16 protein-coding genes are annotated in these 22,107 nt (G+C 45.4%); 2 read left to right on the top strand and 14 right to left on the bottom strand.

Annotation, left to right across the window (positions count from 1 at the left end; all coding sequences use genetic code 11):
- Positions 1-27: 27 nt before the first annotated feature.
- From K7A41_RS05205 to tilS, 6 genes are all read right to left on the bottom strand, one after another.
- Positions 28-591: a Crp/Fnr family transcriptional regulator gene (locus K7A41_RS05205; RefSeq protein WP_265712860.1), complete on the bottom strand. Its 564-nt coding sequence runs from the start codon at positions 589-591 to the stop codon at positions 28-30.
- 17 nt (positions 592-608) lie between these two features.
- Positions 609-932, bottom strand: a complete 324-nt coding sequence (locus K7A41_RS05200; RefSeq protein ID WP_265712859.1) for a DUF721 domain-containing protein — start codon at positions 930-932, stop codon at positions 609-611.
- Positions 925-2,028, bottom strand: a complete 1,104-nt coding sequence (gene recF / locus K7A41_RS05195) for a DNA replication/repair protein RecF (RefSeq protein WP_265712858.1) — start codon at positions 2,026-2,028, stop codon at positions 925-927. Before recF ends, K7A41_RS05200 begins: the two co-directional genes overlap by 8 nt.
- A gap of 32 nt (positions 2,029-2,060) precedes the next feature.
- Entirely contained in the window at positions 2,061-2,381 is a 321-nt protein-coding gene (locus K7A41_RS05190; RefSeq protein ID WP_028072551.1) for a DUF4834 family protein, read from the bottom strand.
- A gap of 89 nt (positions 2,382-2,470) precedes the next feature.
- Positions 2,471-2,965: a hypothetical protein gene (locus tag K7A41_RS05185; RefSeq protein WP_028072550.1), complete on the bottom strand. Its 495-nt coding sequence runs from the start codon at positions 2,963-2,965 to the stop codon at positions 2,471-2,473.
- 20 nt (positions 2,966-2,985) lie between these two features.
- Positions 2,986-4,326 (bottom strand): tRNA lysidine(34) synthetase TilS, encoded by a 1,341-nt coding sequence (gene tilS / locus K7A41_RS05180; protein WP_028072549.1) that lies wholly within the window; start codon positions 4,324-4,326, stop codon positions 2,986-2,988.
- Positions 4,327-4,425: 99 nt separating this feature from the next.
- On the opposite strand from tilS, the gene K7A41_RS05175 reads away from it, so the two are divergent.
- Positions 4,426-6,900 carry an OstA-like protein gene (locus tag K7A41_RS05175; RefSeq protein WP_265712857.1) on the top strand — a complete coding sequence of 825 codons (2,475 nt, stop codon included), beginning with the start codon at positions 4,426-4,428 and terminating at the stop codon, positions 6,898-6,900.
- Between the two features lie 66 nt (positions 6,901-6,966).
- Here K7A41_RS05175 and K7A41_RS05170 read toward each other — a convergent pair whose 3' ends face one another.
- From K7A41_RS05170 to K7A41_RS05135, 8 genes are all read right to left on the bottom strand, one after another.
- The gene (locus tag K7A41_RS05170) at positions 6,967-7,542 is read right to left on the bottom strand and encodes a non-canonical purine NTP diphosphatase (RefSeq protein WP_028072548.1); all 576 of its coding nucleotides are present in this window, start codon (positions 7,540-7,542) and stop codon (positions 6,967-6,969) included.
- A 29-nt stretch (positions 7,543-7,571) separates the two neighbouring features.
- The gene (locus K7A41_RS05165) at positions 7,572-8,234 is read right to left on the bottom strand and encodes a hypothetical protein (RefSeq protein ID WP_265712856.1); all 663 of its coding nucleotides are present in this window, start codon (positions 8,232-8,234) and stop codon (positions 7,572-7,574) included.
- Positions 8,235-8,325: 91 nt separating this feature from the next.
- Positions 8,326-9,306 (bottom strand): deoxyhypusine synthase family protein, encoded by a 981-nt coding sequence (locus K7A41_RS05160; RefSeq protein ID WP_028072546.1) that lies wholly within the window; start codon positions 9,304-9,306, stop codon positions 8,326-8,328.
- A 254-nt stretch (positions 9,307-9,560) separates the two neighbouring features.
- Positions 9,561-10,658 (bottom strand): mandelate racemase/muconate lactonizing enzyme family protein, encoded by a 1,098-nt coding sequence (locus K7A41_RS05155; RefSeq protein ID WP_265712855.1) that lies wholly within the window; start codon positions 10,656-10,658, stop codon positions 9,561-9,563.
- A 158-nt stretch (positions 10,659-10,816) separates the two neighbouring features.
- Positions 10,817-12,343 carry a SusD/RagB family nutrient-binding outer membrane lipoprotein gene (locus tag K7A41_RS05150; RefSeq protein ID WP_265712854.1) on the bottom strand — a complete coding sequence of 509 codons (1,527 nt, stop codon included), beginning with the start codon at positions 12,341-12,343 and terminating at the stop codon, positions 10,817-10,819.
- 18 nt (positions 12,344-12,361) lie between these two features.
- Positions 12,362-15,718 (bottom strand): SusC/RagA family TonB-linked outer membrane protein, encoded by a 3,357-nt coding sequence (locus K7A41_RS05145; RefSeq protein ID WP_028072543.1) that lies wholly within the window; start codon positions 15,716-15,718, stop codon positions 12,362-12,364.
- A 3-nt stretch (positions 15,719-15,721) separates the two neighbouring features.
- Entirely contained in the window at positions 15,722-16,657 is a 936-nt protein-coding gene (locus tag K7A41_RS05140; RefSeq protein ID WP_265712853.1) for a FecR family protein, read from the bottom strand.
- A gap of 57 nt (positions 16,658-16,714) precedes the next feature.
- A complete protein-coding gene (locus K7A41_RS05135; RefSeq protein ID WP_037534701.1) occupies positions 16,715-17,287 on the bottom strand; it encodes an RNA polymerase sigma-70 factor in 573 nt (190 codons plus the stop codon).
- Positions 17,288-17,577: 290 nt separating this feature from the next.
- On the opposite strand from K7A41_RS05135, the gene gltB reads away from it, so the two are divergent.
- Positions 17,578-22,092, top strand: a complete 4,515-nt coding sequence (gltB, locus tag K7A41_RS05130; protein ID WP_265712852.1) for a glutamate synthase large subunit — start codon at positions 17,578-17,580, stop codon at positions 22,090-22,092.
- Positions 22,093-22,107 lie beyond the last annotated feature (15 nt).

Below are 22,107 nucleotides of genomic sequence, written 5' to 3'. Positions count from 1 at the left end.
TGATGAAGTGAGCGCTCTTGACTTTTATCAAGAAGTTGATTTAGCCCGGATACGGCTTAATGTTTCAGGACTCATGCCCAATACAGAAGCCACATACTGGAGCGGGACGTGTTGTAAAGTGGATTTATGCTGTTCAAAATAGTGGTGGTAACGCTCTTCTGCAGTTAGACAGATAAAGTCCGCTATTCGTTGTTCCATTGCAGTGAAGCATTTTGCCAAAAATGCTTTTTCAAATGTATTCCACTCGGGAATCTCGGATTCCAATTTTTGATATTCGGATTTAGACAAACGGTGTACGGTACAATCAGTGATACAGTGGAAATTCCATTTGGAAGGAACATTAAAGATAAAAGATGCAAGATCCGTGACAAAATGACCCGGTGAGCCAATCCATTGTGTAAATTCCCCTTTTTCACTCCATGCATACTGACGTACCAAACCAGATTCTATGACAAACAAGCTGGAGGAATAATCAGCCTCTTTAATCAGAAAATCGCCACGTTTCAACGTTATCCGTTCGAAGTTTTTAAAAAATTTCGTAGCTATGGAATCCGGTACAGGAAATAGATGCTGAAGTAATTGGTTTAACATCGGGTAACGCCGCAATTCTATAAAATGACCACTTCCTCAATGATTACATGGCCTACATATTCATTTACGCGGCCAAGGATCTGTCTTCGCATCAAGGCGAGTTCATTTTTGATCACGGCAGACTCTACGCGCACAAAGAGCTTTTTATCGCGCACATACAGCTGCTGCGTGCGGTTGGCGATCGCTTTGCCTATCAGTTGAGGCCATACCGATGCAATGGAGGTTTCGTCAAATTTTCGACGCAGCTTATAGGCTTCAAGGAGTCGCTCCACGCCCTGCTTAATGGTCATATCATCGCTAGACCGGATAAATTCTAACCCATTTTTTGGTTTATTATACATTCACTTGTCCTCCTTCGATGTCAAATATACGAACAGGACGATTGATTTCATCAAAGATTCGCTGAATTCTTTTGGAGTCGGTATCCGTCAGAAAAATTTGCCCGAAATCATCCTCGGAGACCATCTGCATGAGCTTGCGGGTGCGGCGGTCATCCAGCTTGTCAAAGATATCATCCAATAGCAAGAGAGGCTTAAATCCTTTTTTTTGTTGTAAATAGGAATATTGGGCAAGCTTTAACGCAATCAAAAACGATTTTTGCTGGCCTTGAGAACCAAATTTTTTCAGCGGCATGCCACCATGGATGGTAAATATCAGGTCATCTTTATGAATTCCCTGAGTGGTACGTTCGAGAATACGGTCACGTTCGAGATTTTTTTCAAGAATATTGATAAATGAGTCGGTCATAAGTGGTGACTCATATTCCAGTTGCACAGATTCCGCCGCCTCCGTCAGAAACCGATAATGCCGGTCAAATTCGGGCTGAAATTCTTCCATGAACGACCTTCTCTTCTGAAAAATAATATTGCCTACCTCTTCAAGCTGAAAATTGAGGATTTCGACTAAGCCCAGATCCAATACGCTGGTTTGACGTGCCTGCTTCAGCAGGCTGTTGCGTTGAACGAGATACTTATTATAAGCGATCAGTGTATCCAGATATCTGTTGTCCGTCTGTGAGATGACGTTATCGACAAACTTCCGTCGTTCTTCACTACCATCCGTCACGATAATACTGTCGTTGGGCGATATCATTACCAAGGGAAATAACCCAATATGATCCGCCAAACGTAGATAATCTTTTTTATTCTTTTTGAACTGTTTCTTCTGATTCTTTTTTAGGCTACAGGATATGACATCGGAGCTGGATTCTTTATCAAATTCACCCTGCACCATAAACCAGTCATTTCCAGTTTTGATGTGCTGGGAATCGATCGGATTAAAATAACTTTTACAAAGAGATAGGTAATGGATTGCGTCCAGGAGATTGGTTTTTCCGACCCCATTATTGCCGGTAAAAGCATTCACCCCGGGAAGGAATTCCAAAAACGATTCTGAGTAATTTTTAAAGTTTAGAACAGAAAGTTGCTTGAGCCACATGGCACAAAGATACGCTATTTAAAACGCTAAAATTATTTTATTTCCTCAAAATCCACAAACTCGCCGGCAGTCTCCGTTCCTTTACGTTCGGGAGTTTCTTTCGGTGGTATATAATCCACCTGGATTTTCCCTTCTGATTGTGGTCGTTTACTTTCCTGCTGAGTCTGCCCCCTAAATTCATAATAAAAAGTGCTGCCCTGACCTTGGCTGCTATATGCTCCCCCCTGCTGCTGCGCTTTCTTCATCAGCTTTTCAGCTGCCTTGCGCATGGCGAATGGTAAGAATAATCTAAATAAATACCTTACTATAAAGTAAACAGCGATTGTAACAAATATAAATTTCAAAAATGCCATAGTTATTTCGTTGCTATTTTCTCAAATTTAACCAATAACGAGGTAAACTGTTGTCTTTAAATTGTCAGATCCGAAATTATTAACATATTTTAAGACTTTGCCAGCCGAGCTTTCGCTTCCAGTATTGTACGATAGAGCTCTTCCTGCCGTTGTGTACCCAGTACATAGGTCAATCCATCTTTATCTGTCAGGAAAACCGCATTCTTTCCTCCTGCGTAGAATTTAATTTTCCCTTTCGTATGCAGGTTATAAACGGGATTATTAAAAAAGAAAGAGCTATACGGTGCCTTTTCGATCTTTGTTATCGAAGCCAGATCTATTTTCACAACACGGGTCGACCAGAGGCCGCTGATCAAAATATGGTCCTGAAATACTTCGGTGCGAAACAATACCATGTACATCATGACGATAGAAGTCAGGATGATCCCTACTCCCACAATAAAAAATAACTGGCTGGAGATCAGATGGTCCAGATTCAGATAAAATGCTGTAAAACAGAACAACACCAGCACTAAACGTACGCTTATCCAAACACGGTCGCGCCCGAGGTATTGGTTTTCAGAATAGAGTACACCTTCTTTCATTTCTTTTATTTATTGAGATATCAGATATGGGTATTGAGATCACAGACTAAAGTAAGGACTTTTTTTGTATTGGCGGTAATCTTATAGCGATTGTCCATACGATAATTGGCGACCCAAAGAATATCCCCATTTCCATTGACTAGGATTGGAATATTTTCCTTTTCAAAAAGACTTATTTTTTTGTTGATAAAGAAATCGCTCAATTTTTTCCGGCCTTCCATGCCCAGTGGGTAAAAGCTGTCTCCGATCTTCCATGAACGGACTGTCAGGGGAAATACCAGCAGATCATAATCAAACTTTGCCACATTCTTTGCCCTGATGATTGCAAGATCATTTGATATACTGGCATGGAAGCAATATTGCTTCCACTCTACTGTGGCCGTCTCCGAAGTGATCAATGCTTCGTCAGAAGATATAAACTCCTTCTTCCGTATAAAAAGATCTTCTCTGTCCAGTAGCATGTGATAACAATCAGACTGAAACACCCGTCCCGATTCTTTTGTCCAGGCAGCCTGCAGGTCGGCCAGCACAGTCTTGGAAAAATTAAAAGCCGAGAAAAGCTCATACAATAGGGGTAAGTTGTGAAGGTATTCCTCCAGGTCTTCCTTCCGCACAAGCCAACCTTCTGCAGTAGGCAAAAAAAGCTTTTTCCGAATAGGGTCAACAAACTGCTGCAGCAGCTGATAAGATTCTTTAAAGTGAGTGATATTCTGTTCAAATACCGCCTCAAAATCAGGCTGTAGTTTTTTGAAATGTGGAATGATATCAATCCGTATTTTATTTCGGGCATACTTTGTGGAAAAGTTGGACTGATCATCGCGATAGGCAATACCGTACTCATTGACATAATGCTCGATTTCGCTGGCCTTTAAAAATAACAAAGGCCGGATTATGCGATCCCGTAAGGGCAAGATCCCCTGAAGTCCCTGTAAGCCAGTTCCACGTGAAAGATTCAATAAAACCGTTTCGATGTGATCGTTGAGATGCTGGGCAACAGCAATCCGGTCAAACTGAAGTTCGCGTCGAAGCTGTTCGAACCAAGTGTAGCGCAGCTCCCGTGCCGCCATCTGAATCGAAATCTGTCTTTCCTTGGCATAGGCTTTCGTCTCAAAATGGTTGACATATATTGGAATACCATGTTCCTTGGCAAACCCGCGGACCAACGCCTCATCCAAATCAGAATCTTCACCCCGCAATTGAAAATTGCAATGGGCAATGGCAATGTGAAAACCTGCTTTCGTAAATAAATGTGCCATCAGCATCGAATCCTTACCGCCACTTACGGTGAGCAATATTTTCTCATGAGGCATCATTAAATGCTCCTTTTCGATATAGCCCATTAATCTTTCCAGCACATTCATATAACAAAGTTACGGTATATTTTTCCGGATTGATAAATTCGTATCTTAAAATTTGTGAAATCCAATAAAGTAGCCATTAAAATCCATATTTTTGCCCTTGTGAAACAATACATTTTTACCCTTATTGTATTTATTTTAACAGGCTTTGCGGCGCGGGCGCAAAAGCAGGACGAATTGCGTCTGCTATCATCTTCCTATAGCGTATTCAATTCCAAAACAGGCAATGCCATGTTTTACCGCCCTGTCTATGAGCACCTGGGCTCCACGTTATCTTCCGATAGCGGTTACCTGCACAACGATAAAATCGGCCGGCAATTTTTCGAAGCCTATGGCAATGTGATTATCACTCAACCAGACGGCACCCAAATATTTTCCAACAAATTGCATTACGAGGCCGCCATGCAGCTCGCAACCTTGACAGGGACAGTGCGCATGGTCAGCGCCAATGGATCCACATTGACGACCGATCACCTGGTTTATAATATGCGAAGCAAAATCGGAAACTACTATAGCGGCGGCCGGATCCTGTCGGGGAGCGACACCATCACCAGCCAACGTGCTACTTATTTCGAAAATACAGGTGAGTCATATTTCAATCAGAAAGTAGTCGTCCGGTCTACCAATGTCAAAGTATACACTGACTCGATGAAATATAACGGCAACACCCGCATTACCGAATTCTATGGCCCGACCAACATAAAGGGTAATAAAGGCGAAAACTTATATACGGAAAAGGGTCGTTACCATATGGCTACTGGCCAAGCTTATTTTTCGAAAAACAATCTTTATACTGAAGGAACTAAATTTCTGAAAGGCGATAGCCTTTTTTATGACCGCCAGGGCGGCATTGGAAAAGCGGTCAAGAACGTGGTCTTTGTAGACACGTTGGACAAGTTTTATGCTTATGGAGGCTATGGTCTCTATAATAGCAAAAGTGAATCCATCACGATGACTGACAAGCCGCTGGTGGTCTCTGTTGTTAAAAAAGATTCGTCCCAAAAGGATAACACTGGATCCCCGTTTTCTCCTGTACAGCAAAAAGCGGACACCACGGAAAAAAAAGAAATCAAAGCGAACAAAAAATCGGAAAAGGAACCTCAGCAGAAAAAAGAAGCAGATCGCAAAACCGCAGCACCCCAGACGGCGGCTACTGACAAAACGAAAGGCACTGTTCCACGAGAAAATGATCTACCTGAAAGTTCCCAGATGGATTCGGTTTTCATGACCGCTGACACCTTATTCTCCCAGCTGATTTTGCGGAAGAACTATATTGCCCGCGATTTTAAACTGGACCGCGAAGGCGGAGCCATCGAAGACGACGATGAGGTCGACTACGGCGAAAGTGACTCCACAATGACCGGTACCGATTCGATCGGCATCAAAAATATCGCCGATAGCCTCCAAAAAAGTACAGATACCCTACTTAAAAAGGAGCTGAAAAGGCCTGCTATCGAAAAAACTGACAAAAAAACACCCGATACGATCACGGCAGGCAAAACTCGTGCTCCGAAAAAAACACCCGTAGTGGCAGGCGACCAAAACCGGATCGAGATTGAGAAAAATTTGAAAGCCGACAGCGTACTGCGCCGGAGAGCTGTAATCCCCAAAGGAGGCGAGTCCGACAAGTTAATGGGTGATGCCTTAAAAAATGCGCAAGCGGGACAACGCGATTCTGTTCCTCAGGATACCGCCAAGACAAGGATCATAAAAGCTTACTACAACGCAAGGCTATTTAAATCTGACCTTCAGGCTGTAGCCGATTCCATGTACTATGGTATGCAGGACTCCATGTTCAGACTAATGGGTAAACCGATGATGTGGGCTGAAAATTCACAGATTTCAGCCGACACGATATTCCTGCAAATAAAAAATCAGAAACTGGACAATTCCCTTCTGGTCGGAAATGCGTTTATGGTCAATGCGACCAGCGACTCTCTGAAGTTTAATCAGATCAAAGGAAGAAAGATCACCAGTTTCTTTACCAACAACCGTATGGAGCGGCTATTTGTAGATGGCAATGCCGAAAATATTTTCTACAATATCGACGAAAAAACGAATATTGCGACTGAGCTGGTCCATGATCGAAGCAGCCGGTTTAAGATCCTGATGGAGGACAATAAGCTCAAGGAATATGTTTCTATCCGGAAAGTGGACGGAAAGGTCTATCCGATCGCCGAAGTCACTGCCGACAAAGAGTTCCTGCCCAACTTCATCTGGCGGCCGGAAGATCGTCCCAAATCAAAAGAAGATCTTTTAAATAGAAAACGGGATCTCTCAAAAGCGTCCTTTACAGTTCCTACTGAAAAAGAGGGACAAGACGGTGGTAATAGTAAAGCTGAGCAGCAGGGCGGAGTCAAGGCTGGCGGCAGCGCAAGCGAGAATAAAGCCAGCAAAACAACAACAGAAGCCCCAAAACCAGCGAACGCAACGGACAAAACGCCGGCAAAGCCAGCTGAAACAGTGAATAAGCCCTCAAAAAACCTCACGGCCAAAGATTCTGTAACTACCCGCCCCGCGGTCGTACCAGTCAAAGCTGATAAGCTAGGCGACGACAAACCGAAAGAAACAAAATAAAAAAAGAGCGGATCTCAGCATATGATCCGCTCTTTTTATATGCGTTGCCCTCAGCTCAACATGGTGTTATATCGTCTTCAGGAAATCGGCTAGCTTACCGACGGCTATCGCTCGATGGCTAATGGCATTTTTTTCTACAGCACTCATCTCCGCAAATGTCCTGTCATAACCTTCCGGAATAAAAATGGGGTCATAACCAAAGCCGTCTGAACCGCGTCGGCCGTCGACGATCCTGCCTTCAATACTCCCCTCAAAAAAATGCTGCTTTTCATTGAGATACAGCGAAATCACCGTTTTGAACCGTGCTTTGCGATTGGGGTTATCGCCGAGTTTTTCGAGCACAAGATCAATATTCTTTTCCATATTGCGCGAACCCGAATAACGGGCGGAATAGACCCCTGGCTCTCCGTTTAGGGCATCAATCTCGAGACCCGAATCATCGCCAAAGCAATAAAGACCATATTTGTTGACCAAATAATCTGTTTTTTGCTGGGCATTTTCTTCAAAAGTCTTTCCGGTTTCAGGAATATCATCGTGGCAGTCGATATCATTCAGGCTTTTAATCGTAAAAGCATTGCCTACGATTGCCTGGACTTCTTCCAGTTTATGGGCATTGTTGGTGGCAAACACAAGTTCTAGCATCTTCTGATCGTCTAAAATTAAAAAAGCAATTAAGAATTAATAAATGTTTTGAATTCATTCCAGAATAGTTTCTTTTTCTGCACATCGGCAAACATTTCCTCAAAACTGAAAGTATTGAACACGGTGGCGACCCGTCCTTTCATATAGGAATTATGCGCTATGGCGGGCAGTTTCAGTGAGGTTGGCTCTACCCCTAACAAAATAATCTTCGTAGGCTGAAAAAACTGCATAATGCGCTTGAAGTCATTCGGATTATGAGGATTTGCCAAATTCACGACCGCCACAGTTTCTTTTGTTAGCTTCATGGCACCGATTGTTTTTTCAAATGCATCAAGCGCTGCCGGAGAGAAGTATGGATACTGCTCGTAGCGCAGGATAAACAGTATCCCCTGCTCTTTGCTTCCCTGATAGGTAAACTCACCGCCCAGTACTTCGAGCTGATTTACCGAAGCGGTCAATGGAGCAGTCCCACCGGCTGAAACGGCTAATTCTTCATTGACGCCAATAGCAATATACGTCGCGTCCTTCTTTTCCGGATCTGACAAAAGCGACTCCTGTCCTACCGACGTGGAAGCTGCTTGTTGTACCTGTAGTTTATTTAATTCTGACCGAAAATCAAACCCACTGGTAAAAATCGTTTCACCCATTAAAGCTTGAAGCGCTACCGGATTGTCTGTCGTTAGATTGCTCATTACTGAAAAATATTAACGAGGGTAAAGATAAGGAACATCGTCCAAAAGAAAGAAGGAGCGATCCCTCGCTCCTTCCTGTATGTTCATCTGATTAATGTCCTAAGATGTAAGAGAAAATCAGCGGCGCGACGATCGTTGCATCAGACTCGACGATGAATTTCGGTGTATCGACATCCAATTTTCCCCAGGTGATTTTTTCATTAGGTACTGCACCTGAGTACGAACCATAAGAAGTTGTGGAATCCGAAATTTGGCAGAAATAAGCCCAGAAAGGTACTTCTTCCCATTCCAGATCCTGATACATCATTGGTACAACACAAATCGGAAAATCTCCGGAGATACCCCCAGCAATCTGGAAGAACCCTACCCCTTTGCCCCCTGAATTATTGCGGTACCACTCTGTCAGATATACCATGTATTCGATACCGGATTTAACGGTGCTTGCCTTTAACTTACCTTTGATGACATTTGAAGCAAAGATATTACCGGTGGTGGAATCTTCCCATCCCGGACAGACGATAGGCAAGTTTTTCTCGGCAGCTGCAACAATCCATGAATCTTTCGGATCAATTTCATAGTATTGCTCCAACACACCGGAATTAACAACCTGATAAAGGAATTCGTGTGGCAAATAGCGTTCTCCTTTTGCTTCAGCGGCATGCCATACATCCTCAAGATGTTTCTGCAAACGGCGAAAAGCCTCTTCTTCTGGTATACAGGTGTCTGTGACACGGTTATAATGATTATCCAGCAATTCTCTTTCCTGCTCTGCAGTCAGATCTCTATAGTTTGGGATTCTTTTGTAATGCGAGTGCGCAACAAGGTTCATCACATCTTCTTCCAAATTGGCGCCAGTACATGAAATAAAATGTACTTTATCCTGACGAATCATTTCTGCCAAGGAAACACCCAATTCGGCAGTTGACATCGCTCCACCCAGGGAGATCAACATTTTTCCACCATCCAAAAGATGCTCCTCGTAACCTTTCGCAGCATCTACCAATGCTGCAGCGTTAAAGTGACGGTAATTATGCTCAATAAATTGAGAAATAGGTCCTTTTTGAGTACTCATGATATGTTCTAACTTTTATAAAAAAATAAGTACCGCAAAGGTACTGAATAATATCTATTTTAACTCCTTATCGGCATCAAAACAGGTCGAGGCCACCCATTTTTTAACAAATGTAAAAAGACTGACCAATTTCATTTTTTCAGCAACTTTGAAAAGAAGAAATAGGCAGCGGCCAGAAAAATTATAATAATAACGAGGACAACAACTTCCTGTGTACCGATTCCCCAACTCATACTATTCATCGTAACGTTTCATTATACTGTCCATCGTTCACATTTATCCAAAAATGAACTGCTGATATCCGCGCCTATTCCGGGCTCATCAGCAATATGGATTTTATACCCCTCATATTGTATGCCTCCGATAACAGGATCTTCGAGGTGTCCTACCATACAGGTGTCCAGGTCAAATAACTTGACATTCGGAGCTGCATAGGCAAAGTGTACTTTGGCGGCCAGAGCCAAGCGGGACTCCAGCATGCCACCGATCATGCAGGCGATCCCATACTCCTCAGCCACCTGATTAATTTTTAGAGCTTCCTGTATCCCGCCAGATTTTGAAAACTTAATATTGATGTAATCACAGGCATCGGCTTTGCAGAGACGTTCGGCATCATGATGCGAGTACACCGATTCGTCGGCCATAAGTGGGACAATCGTTTCTGATCTAAGCTGTGGAAGCAGTGCGTCGTTCCATGTACGCATCGGTTGTTCACAAAACTGGATTTTAAACGGTTCCAGGCCTTTCAGGGCTTCCAACGCATCTTCATATGACCAGCCCTGATTGGCGTCGATTCGGATAGGCATCTCGAACCCCACAGCTTTGCGGATCTCACGAATACGTGCCACATCTGTGCTCGGATCTTTACCCAGCTTGACCTTCAACATCACGGCACCTTCATCCTGCAGACGCCGCGCTTTTAGCGCCATTTCTTCCGGACCTGCGATTCCTAGGGTAATATCCGTGGTGATCTCCCGGCGGCTACCTTTTAAATACTTATACAACGGAAGCCCCGCATGCTTTGCGGCCAGATCATGTAGAGCCATATCAAAAGCAGATTTGATCGTCCGGTTGCCGGCAATGTAAAGATCCAGTTCCGCGAGCCTTTCGGAAATCGCCAAAGGGTCCTTTCCTTTCCAGATCTGCGCAAAGTCGCGGGCCAGAACCAGACAGGTATCCTGTGTCTCGCCCACAATCATTGGAAAAGCCGAGCATTCCCCGACCCCATAGATAGCGGTGTCTGTATGTATACGGATGAACGTGTTCTGCGCGTAATCCATCGTCCCCGTCGCAATTACAAAGGGCTCCATCGGGATGCTCAATCTATAGATATCAATTGCTGTTATTTTCATTGTACGATATAAATATAGGTATAGCGCCAAATTACGTCAAAAATAGTCAGCAGTCAAGTAGGTATCTCAGATTCATTGCCAAATTAAAAGCCCCTACAAGATGGAGAATCCTGTTAAGGGGCTGACTAACTATTAAGATATGTAAGGTTACACGAAGATTAAGGCTTTAATAGCCACATGACCTGATTGACTTCATCCTCGCCATTAAATTGCCGCTTTACGGCCTCATTCACGTTGGCCCGATTTTTTTCGTATTCAATATTTGGATATTTCCAGCGAACCGGAATCTTCGACGGCTCATTGACATTCATATTGGATGAAGGATTGATCTTCCATTTCGGATAACCTGTACGGCGGTAATCGTAATAAGGAATGATCAGTCCCTGCAGAAAACTTGCCAGATACTTTTGGGTAATAATTGCTTCGATCTGTCCCTCGCGTGCTGACGGAAATGCTGTAGCGTAATTTGCGACAGCCGCGGTAATATAAGCCGCATCCAAAGGCATTCCGTGGTGATACTGGGCTGTATTGGGTGTATTGTTCCCAATAAAGGTCATCGAAGCCTCGATTCCTTTTTTATACCAGTCGACAGCAGCATCCGCAATCCAGCCACGCGCCGCGGCTTCTGCAATCACAAAACAGAGGTGAGCATACCCCAGTTGCTGGGTAGGTTCCCCCTCCACCAGTTCGGTATAACGGTCGTTCAGCCGTGAATAATCCTTTGTTTTCATAATGCCACTGATCGAAGAGAACAACACCGCAGGATCAATACCTGTATAAGCGTCAAAATCACCCGCTTTTTTGCCGTTATCTAGCTGCAGCTGGGATGGATTGGCGTAATAGAACAAGCGACGGTCTTTCCATTGTTTCAGCCTGTCTATGATCTCTGTAGACACCGCAGGATAGATGATAAAGCTGTTATCTATCTTATAAAATGGATAGGTCTGTCCGGCTTTGTCCGAATGTGTCACCTGAAAGTTATCATCATTTGAGGTAAAGACGGGCTTTTTAGTCAGGATCTCTTTGAAACGGCTTTTTACCTGAAGATCTACGTCATTTTCCTTATTGCTAAGCTGTATCAGGACATGCAGTGCAAAACTGTTGACGATCTTCCGCCAGCGGCCGGTATTCCCGCCAAACAGGGGATCCCCCGCGAAGTTAATTCCTTCGGAAAATAGCTTGTCAGCGAGCTCCAGTTCATTTAATATGCCCAGAAACACCTCCTTCTGACTATCGTATTTCGGAAAATAAATTTTCTCCGTCTCCCCTTTTAGTGCCTCTTTGTAAGGTATCTCACCGACATGCATGGTCTGATCAAAAAACTTCATGGCGCGGGCAAAATGCATCAAGGCATCGTACGATTTCGCCAAGCCTTCGTTTTCCGCAAACTTCGCCATGAAATGCGCATCATTGATCCCTGTCAAGGAAAGATCATAGCTGGACCATCCGTTATATTGATTGGCATCTCTGGCCTCTGACCATATCACGGATTTGGTGAGCATATAAGGCTGCATAAATCCTTTGGTGCGAGACTGCCTCGTCAGATTCAAAACGATCCGTGTGGCCAGCTGCGAAGATTTGACGGTCTCAGGCGTCTCGGGATTCGTATTTATCTCATCAAATTTGGAGCAGCCCGCTGTGGCCATCAGGGCCAGCAACGCAAATGAAGTCCATAATCTTTTCATATTTCTATAATTAATGAATTAAAAAGTAAGGTTTAAATTAAATCCGATATACCGCATCGAAGGTGAATTGAGATCTTCTTTTCCCCGGTCTGGATCAGAAAAACGATATTCTTTGGACCAAAGAAGAAGGTTTTGCCCGGTAATACCCACACTGGCACGTTTGGCCCGTAGTTTCGAAGCAAATTTTTCGGGCACGCGGTAGTTCAGCGAAAGTTCACGGAGCTTAATAAACGTTTCATCCCAGTAGTTCCAGCGTCCACCGCTCGCATTCCTATAATAGGTCTCATATGAAACGGTCTGGTCATTGGGTGCAAATGTCCTGGTATCCTCGGTAATACGGCCGTAATCGTCATAGGTTACACTTCCAGAGGTGATTTTGACTCCGGGAGCGATAAAGGTCTGTTTACCGTTGACTACCTCGTCATAGCGGTATTGGGTATCTGAATCCACATGTGCTCCAGTATTCCATAAGTAATCGTTCGTCGTCGAATAGGACATTCCCTTGATTCGTCCGTCAATGCTTAAGCTGAATGAAAAATCCTTATAGCGGAATTGATTGCTAAAACCCCAGAACCATTTAGGGGCCGTGTATCCAATGACCTGATCTTTGTACTGCGCACTTACCGGCAGACCGTCGTCCCCTATGACCAGCTGTCCGTCCGGCGACCATTCCCAGTCGCTATACGCGATGTAGTCGGCCCGCAGGCCTTTGCGCACATACAGCGCATCTACAGAATATTCGGGATCTATCTGATGGAAATATCGCATGTTCTGCGAGAAGTTCAGCATCATATCCCATTGGAAATCTTCACGTTTGATCGGCGTACCGCCCAAAGTGATCTCATGCCCCTTGGTCATCTCCTGTTCCCGCGTATTGATCAGGCGTTCGGTAAATCCGGTAGTTTCGGAAAGTTCTGTTTTAATAATTTCATTCTTCAGCAGACGATAATAGCGTGTATAATTACCATATAAGCGGTTCCGCAGCAGACCAAAGTCAAAACCGAATTCCGTTAAATTGCGCTGTGTCGGTGAAATCGAATAATCCTTGATCAGATTAGGGTAAGACGCTGTCGGCAATCCGTCCCAGACATTCGGCGTCATCGTGAAAGCCCTGTTGATTTCATACGGATCGAGGACAGATTTGGTGACCGCCCAGGATCCACGGACTTTGAACAGATCCAGCCAGGCCGGCCTGCTGGACAAAAAGTCACTGACAACAACACTTCCCGAAACAGAAGGATAAAAATAAGAACGGTTGGCCTGTGGCAATGTGCTGGACCAGTCATTCCTTCCGGTTGCTTCGACAAATACAGCATTGCGCCAAGAAAGAGACAACCGGCCATATATGCCGTTGCGCATTTCCTTGATCCGGGACTCTACCGAATTGACCGGCCCGATTGAGTTACGAAGCGAGTAATATCCGGGAATAGAAAGTCCGTTGACCGTCTTTGAGATCAAATTATTATCCTGTCGATAAAAAATCGAACCACCCATCAGACCATCGATACCAAAATTTCCAAAATTCTTTTTCGCGGTGAAAATAAAATCATTGGTGGTACTGAACGCATCATAGTCACCTTTCATATATTTTCCCTTGCTGTCAAAACCACCCCAGTCTTTGAAACCACCACGTGTACCGTAAATACCGATCGGATTTCTTTGCGTTCTTGATTTGCCCTGATAGTCATAGCCCGAACGAACCATGAATTTTGCCCAGTCATTGAGCTTATAATTCAGAGTTAATGCCGCATTCATTTTGTTGATCAGCTCGGGTGTTGTCTTTTCATAAGCAATCAGGTACGGGTTATCATACCAGCCTTTATACATCCAGTTCTGCTGCTGGTCCTTCACCAGCCAGTAATCCTTATAATCCCGCAAATCATATTCCGGCCCTGTCCACACCAGGATATTATAAATATACCCTTGGTCATTGTAACCGCTACCAAAGTTCGTCGAAGACGAGCTTCGATTGTATCCTAAGCGAGCTTCCAGATCAACTTTATCGCTTAGTTTGGTTGTCCCTGTCACCGAAATATTTGTCAGATTTAATTTTTGGTTCGGATACTGCCCTTTATTGTAAATGTGGTTGATGGATGTACGGACACTCCCATGCTCTCCTTGGGTGGTGAAACTTACCGTATTGTTACTGATGAAACCCGGTTCCAGAAAATTCTTGAAATTATTTTTCCCCCTGGAAGTCAGTTCCTGCTCTTCAATCTGCTTTGTAATCGGATTCCATTGCTTTGCCCGGCGTCCAATATCCAATTTATCTCCCCATACATAATCATTATTATTGAATTGACCGCCCTCTCCGGCCGAGTAACTATGCTGCACCTCGGGAAGCGCAAGATAGCCTGAGAAGAACATATTATTTGTATTTACCGTAATCTCTGTTCCTTTTTCTGCCAGGCCCTTCTTGGTTGTGATCATGATCGCTCCGCCCGATCCCTTACTACCATAAAGCGCCGTTGCAGTTGCGCCTTTCAGAATCGTCATATCCTGGATATTGTCAACGGGAACATCCCGCAAGGTCATGTTTTCGTAAGAAACACCGTCAATCACCAAAAGTGGGGTCAGCCCCCGAACCTGGATTTCAGGAGTGGAATTAAATTCAGAGCTATTCAATACCCGCACGCCCGACACACGTCCCGTCAAAGTGGTGCCCACATCGACGCCTTTCACACGTGTCAGTTCCTCCCCTTTCACACTCTGTGTGGCGTACCCCAGCGCTTTCTGTTCTCTTTTGATCCCCAATGCCGTGACAACCACTTCACCCAACTCCTCAGATGACTTGACCAGCCGGATCACTTTAGCTGAAGAGGCCGGAAGGTCGACGCTCTGATATCCGACGTAGGAAATTTGCAAAACCTCTTTATCCGTCACACCACGCAGCACAAAAGAACCATCCTCTCCTGTTGTCGCCGCGTTTGTCCCCCCTTTGACCCGGATGGTAACTCCCGCCAAAGGACTGCCGTTTTCCTGATCAAGGACAAGTCCGCGGAGTTCTTGTTGCTGTATGGACTTCCCAACCGACTTTTTTACTGGGGCAGCCTTTTGGCCATTTGTCTTTTCCTTGGCCGTAATCAAATAAAACGTATCGTCGATCCGTTCCACGGTCAATGCACCATTGGATACCGTATGGATAAAGGACGCCAGGGTTTCCTTTTTCACCTTATCGAGCGACAGGCCCTGATGAATAGGTACATGTGCAATCGATGCATCGTAGCCAAATTTAATATTCAGCTTTTTCTCCATCCGGCTGATGATCTGGGCAAAATCATCTTTAGGCGCCTGATTGGCGATACTGCTGAACGCCAGAGACTGCAACAACAGGGTACAGCCGACCAGCTTTAAGAAGGTATTGGTTCTTTTCATATATTATTTTTTATAAATGATTGTTGTTTTATATGCTTTATTTAGGATAAGAATTGTTTTTTCGAGACTGTCAACCGGCAAATAACCGGAATACGTTTTGTGTGAATAGGCGGGATCCAAATGCAGATTTACCCCATATAGACGTTCCAGATCGGCCACCAGATCGCTCAGCACCTGTTTGTCAAAATACTTTAACCCGCTCTTCCAGGAAGAAAAAGCCAAGGTATCCACCGCCTCGATATCGAATCCACGTCCAGCGGTATATTCTGCCTTCTGCCCCGGGACAACCACAGCCTCCCTGTTCGCTTTCCTGACCCGGACCAGCCCTTTGCTGAGGACTAACTGCCCTTTGCCCGGTAGATCAATCAGGTTAAAGGCGGTACCCAGCACCCGGACCTCAAAGTTGGTTTTACTTTCGACGACGAAAGCCTTGGCAGGGTCTTTCCTCACCTCAAAAAAAGCCTCGCCAGATAAGCGGACCTTCCTTAGGTCACTGGTTTTAAAGTCGGAAATCTGTGTCAATGTCGCATGACTGGCCAAGACTACACGTGTGCTATCGGGCAATACAATCGTTTTAACAAACGGACCGGGATTGGAATATACCATGTAGGTTCTATCCTTTTGGAAAGTGTAATAGAAGACTGCACCCATCGACAATAGGACAAACAGTAATACGGCCGCAATTCTGCGCAACATCGTAAACGGTTTTTTACGCATCGGGATGATAGGCGATGAATCGGAAAGTATCCGGCTAAAAACCGCTTCTGTTTCGGCAGCTTCGAGCTCCATACCCTCAACTACATCGAGGACCTCTTCAAAAGAAAAGAATTCCCGTTCCAGCAGATCAGGCAAAAGCAGCTGGAGCAACTTCTCTTCGTTGCGATTGCACTCTCCTCTTAAGTATCGGCAATAAAGCGCTTTAAGATTATCTTTGTTCATCTTTTCGTTCCGTATTATAAGAAAGACGGCCGGGACTCCCGGAAAGACGATGGGGAATTACAAAATTTTTAAAAAAATCAGCAGCGCAAGGGAGCTTCCCATCCGCGAAAGGATAAATTGGCGTACCATTTTGTTTGATTTCACAATCTGATCACGGACCGTATTGATAGATATCCCTAGTAGATCTGCAATTTCCTGATTGGACAAATGCTCTTCCTTGCTGAGTAAATAGATACGCTTCCGCGCATCAGGAAGCAATTCCAATGCTTCACGATAAAGCCTTTCCAAATCCTTAAATTCGATATGCTCCTCTCCGGAATTATCGCCGCCCTCATTCGCCATTCGCTGCTTTTCCAAAAAGTTCATGCGCACCTTTTCTTTGCGGATCTCATCAAATACAATGTTTCTGGAGACAGTATAGAGATAGGACTGCAGGTTGTTTGGCTCCTCGCCGGCGGTTACCTTTTTCCAGATACGTGTAAAAGCCTCCTGCACAACATCGACGGCCATGTCCTTATCCTTTAAATGGGAAAAAGCATAGGTATATACCTTGTCCTTATAGGTCAGATAAAATTCACGGAATTTTCTTTGTTGGCCGGTATACTGTATGGTCGTAGATGTAAAGTCCATTTCAATCGATCTTTAAAGATATCCACTACGATATCCTCGATATCAAAATGTAATCTGCTCACGCAGATTCGATAATACTTTTATAAGTCAGCAAGATACAAATGTAGAAAATCCTATTGCAAAATGAGATGCCCCAACAGTCCGGCGATTTCATCAACAAATACAACTTCGTTAACAAAAAGAGATTAAAATTAAAATACATCAAATAAAAAACAGAATATTTACAATTTTTATAAGGATTTACATTTTTTATTCCTATATTAGCAATTATAATTATTTGAAAAGGAAAGATGATCGAACAGAGACCGAAAACGGAGGGCCTTTACGACCCTAATTTTGAGCATGACGCCTGTGGGGTAGGCTTCGTCGCCCATATCAAAGGGAACAAATCACATGCACAAGTAAAAGATGCGTTGACCATGCTGGAAAACATGGAGCACCGCGGAGCTTGTGGTTGTGATCCGGAGAGTGGCGATGGCGCCGGTATTATGATTCAGTTGCCACATGAGTTTTTATGGGAAGAATGCATCAACTTAGGCATACAGCTGGAAGAACCAGGATACTATGGAACCGGAATGGTTTTCCTGCCTAAGGAAGAGACCATGAATAGGATCTGCCGTGATCTGATTGAGGAAGCGACAGTGGAAAGGGGCATGAAATTCCTTGGCTACCGTCCAGTACCCGTTAATCGTGAGGGTATTGGACCGACAGCGCTCAGTGCAGAACCTGAAATCGTCCAATTTTTTGTCAGCAGACCGGACGGCGTTTCTAACACTGAAGAATTTGAACGCAAACTTTTTGTGCTACGTCGCCTGATCATCCAAAAAGTTAAACAACAACAAGAATACCCTCTCCCACTCTACTTTGCATCACTTTCTTGCAAAACAATTATCTACAAAGGACAATTAACAACATACCAGGTCGGCACCTATTATCTTGACCTGCGTGATCCACGTGTCGTGTCCGCCTTTGGTCTGGTACACTCACGCTTCTCCACCAATACCTTCCCTTCATGGTCGTTGGCACAGCCATTCCGCATGTTGGCCCACAACGGTGAAATCAATACCTTAACCGGAAACCTCAACTGGTTCTACGCCGGCATGCGCTCACTTTCATCACCCTATTTTACGGATGAAGAGATGGAAATCTTGCTGCCTGTGGTAGATCGGGGGCAGTCGGACTCCGCCTGTCTGGACAATGTTGCTGAGCTGCTTTTGCATAGCGGACGTAGCCTTACCCATGTCATGCTCATGCTGGTACCTGAAGCTTGGGATGGCAATACACAGATGGATCCGTTAAAACGTGCCTTCTACGAATACCACGCGACACTAATGGAGCCTTGGGATGGTCCAGCAGCGCTTTGCTTTACGGATGGTAAGCACATCGGAGCCACATTGGACCGTAACGGGCTACGGCCGCTACGGTATGCCGTAACCTCGGATGACCGTGTGGTGGTCGCCTCCGAAGCCGGAGCTCTTCCCATTGACGAGTCCACCATCATTAAAAAAGGCCGGCAGCAAGCCGGCAAGATCTTCCTCGTGGACATGGAACAGGGTCGTATCCTGACAGACAAAGAGGTAAAAGATCAACTGATCAATCAGCAACCCTATGGCGACTGGTTGGATAATTATAAAATCAAACTGGAAGAACTTGAAGAGCCGCGTGTCACCTATACGTATCTTTCCAAAGAATCGGTTTTCAAATACCAAAAGACATTTGGCTACAGCAGGGAAGACCTGGAAACGATATTAACGCCTATGGCCTTGACAGGTTATGAACCTACCGGTTCGATGGGGTCAGACGTGCCGTTAGCCATTCTTTCAGATCAGCCACAGCATATCTCCAGTTACTTCAAACAGTTTTTTGCTCAGGTGACCAACCCGCCGATCGATCCGATACGCGAGCGCTTGGTGATGAGTCTGGCTACCTTTATCGGCAATGCAGGCAATATTTTGATTGAAGATAAAAAATTCTGTCACTGTGTGACCTTGCCACATCCGATTCTAACGTCCAAGGAACTCGAAAAATTACGTTCGATAGATACTGGATTATTCCAGGCAAAGACCATTCAGTCCTACTTCCGGTCAGACGGAAAACCGGGCTCCCTGGAAGCAGGTTTGGAACGCTTGTGCAGATATGCTGACGATGCCGTACGCGACGGATTTGAAGTTCTGATCCTTTCTGACCGCGCCATTGATTCTAAACACGCCGCGATTCCATCGCTGCTCGCCGTATCCGCTGTGCATCACCATCTGATCAAAACAGGAAACCGAGGTGCCGTAGGACTTGTCGTCGAAGCCGGCGACGCCTGGGAAGTACACCATTTTGCCTGCCTGCTGGCATTTGGCGCTACGGCCATCAATCCATATATGGCCCTGGCCAGCATCCGGACCATGAAAGAACAGAACACGCTGGATACCGAACTCACATGGCCAGAACTTTCTAAAAACTATGTCAAGGCAGTAAATAATGGCTTGTTGAAGATTTTCTCCAAAATGGGAATATCAACCCTGCAATCCTATCATGGAGCACAGATATTTGAAGTACTTGGCATCGACAAATCCGTTGTCGATAAATACTTCTGCGGTGCTGTGTCCCGCATTGGCGGCATGACATTGGATGACCTTGCCAAAGAAGCACTGTCCAAACACTGGCGTGGATTCGAAAAAAGCCGGACACCACAAAACCTGCTGCCAGAAGGTGGTATTTACCAGTGGAAGCGCCGTGGTGAAGGCCACTTATGGAACCCCGACACCATACATCTTCTTCAGCAGGCCTGCCGTACCGGCGATTATGCCACCTATAAAAAGTACGCAGCCAAAATCAACGAACAGAAAGAGCATATGTTTACCCTGCGTGGATTGCTGGATTTTGCCAAACACCGCAACTCCATTCCTTTGGAGCAGGTGGAACCGGCAAGTGAAATCCTCAAACGTTTTGCAACAGGTGCAATGTCTTTCGGATCCATCTCTCACGAGGCGCATAGTACATTGGCCATTGCCATGAACCGTATTGGTGCAAAATCCAATACCGGTGAAGGGGGGGAGGATGAACTACGTTATCAGCCACTGCCAAATGGCGACTCGATGCGTTCGGCAATCAAGCAGGTAGCTTCTGCACGCTTTGGTGTTACTGCCAACTACCTGACACAGGCCGATGAACTGCAGATTAAAATGGCCCAGGGTGCCAAACCGGGTGAGGGAGGCCAGCTGCCGGGCCCTAAAGTGGATGCATGGATTGCTAAAACCAGGCACTCCACACCTGGCGTAGGCCTGATTTCGCCACCTCCGCATCATGATATCTATTCGATCGAAGATCTGGCCCAGCTGATATTCGACTTAAAGAATGCCAACCGGCAGGCGCGGATCAATGTAAAGCTGGTTTCCAAAGCCGGCGTCGGCACAATCGCTGCCGGTGTGGCCAAAGCCCATGCAGATGTGATTCTGATCGCTGGTTTTGACGGGGGAACAGGCGCATCACCAATTAGCTCAATCAAACATGCCGGGCTTCCTTGGGAGCTCGGACTTGCCGAAGCACACCAGACGCTCGTCAAAAATAAATTGCGCAGCCGCGTTGTACTGCAGGCCGATGGTCAGGTAAAAACCGGACGCGATATTGTAATTGCCACGCTGTTAGGTGCCGAAGAATGGGGAGTATCCACCGCAGCACTGGTGGCCGGCGGCTGTATCATGATGCGTAAATGCCACCTGAATACCTGCCCTGTCGGCGTTGCAACACAGGACCCAGAACTGCGGAAATTATTCTCCGGCAAACCCGAAGACATTGTCAACTTATTCACCTTCCTGGCGGAGGAGGTACGTGAAACGATGGCTTATCTGGGCTTCCGCACGATCAATGAAATGGTCGGCCGTGCACAGTTCTTGAAGAAACGGGAAAACATCGACCATTGGAAAGCGAAGAAAATTGACTTTACGGACATACTGCACGTGGAACGTAACGAGCCGGGCCAGTCCCTGTATAATACGGAAGAGCAAGATCATGGAATGGCCATGATTCTGGACTGGGGCTTGTTAAAACAATCCAAATTGGCTCTAGAAAGCAAAACCCCTGTCTTTGGTACCTTCAAAGTAAAAAATACGGATCGTACCATCGGAACGATGTTGTCCAACGAAATCTCCAAATTGTATGGATCAGAAGGCTTGCCTGACAACACGATCAATTTCAAATTTGAAGGTTCTGCAGGTCAGAGCTTCGGTGCATTTGCCACCAAGGGACTTTCATTCGAGCTGCAAGGCGAAGCCAACGACTATGTGGGTAAAGGACTATCCGGCGCCCAGTTGGCCATCTACCCCGCACCTGAAAGCTCGCTTGTACCTGAAGACAACATCATTATAGGCAACGTGGCATTATTCGGAGCCACCTCTGGCCATCTATTTGTCAATGGACAGGCTGGTGAACGTTTTGCGGTACGCAACTCCGGAGCTACAGCGGTCGTTGAGGGTGTCGGTGATCACGGCTGTGAATACATGACAGGTGGACGCGCATTGATCCTCGGCGCAACAGGTCGCAACTTCGCTGCCGGCATGAGCGGCGGTATCGCCTGGATTTACGATATCAATGACGACTTCCGTGAAAACTGTAACCAGGAAATGGTTGACCTCGATCCATTGGAAAGCGAGGACGAAACGGCAATCATCGCTCTATTGAAGCGTCATGTGCTGCTCACCAACAGCCGTCGGGCGGACTTCATCCTGCAGAATTGGAGCCGCGAGAAAAATAAATTTATTAAAGTATTCCCAAGAGAATACAAACATGTCATTCGTCAAAAATTAGTTGAAGCATAAAATAGGGAGCACAGA

This window comes from Sphingobacterium sp. InxBP1, assembly GCF_026191775.1.
In the GTDB taxonomy this organism is placed as follows: Bacteria; Bacteroidota; Bacteroidia; order Sphingobacteriales; family Sphingobacteriaceae; genus Sphingobacterium; species Sphingobacterium thalpophilum.
The sequence above is the reverse complement of the archived record's forward strand: the minus strand, read 5'-3'. Positions and strand labels throughout refer to the sequence as shown.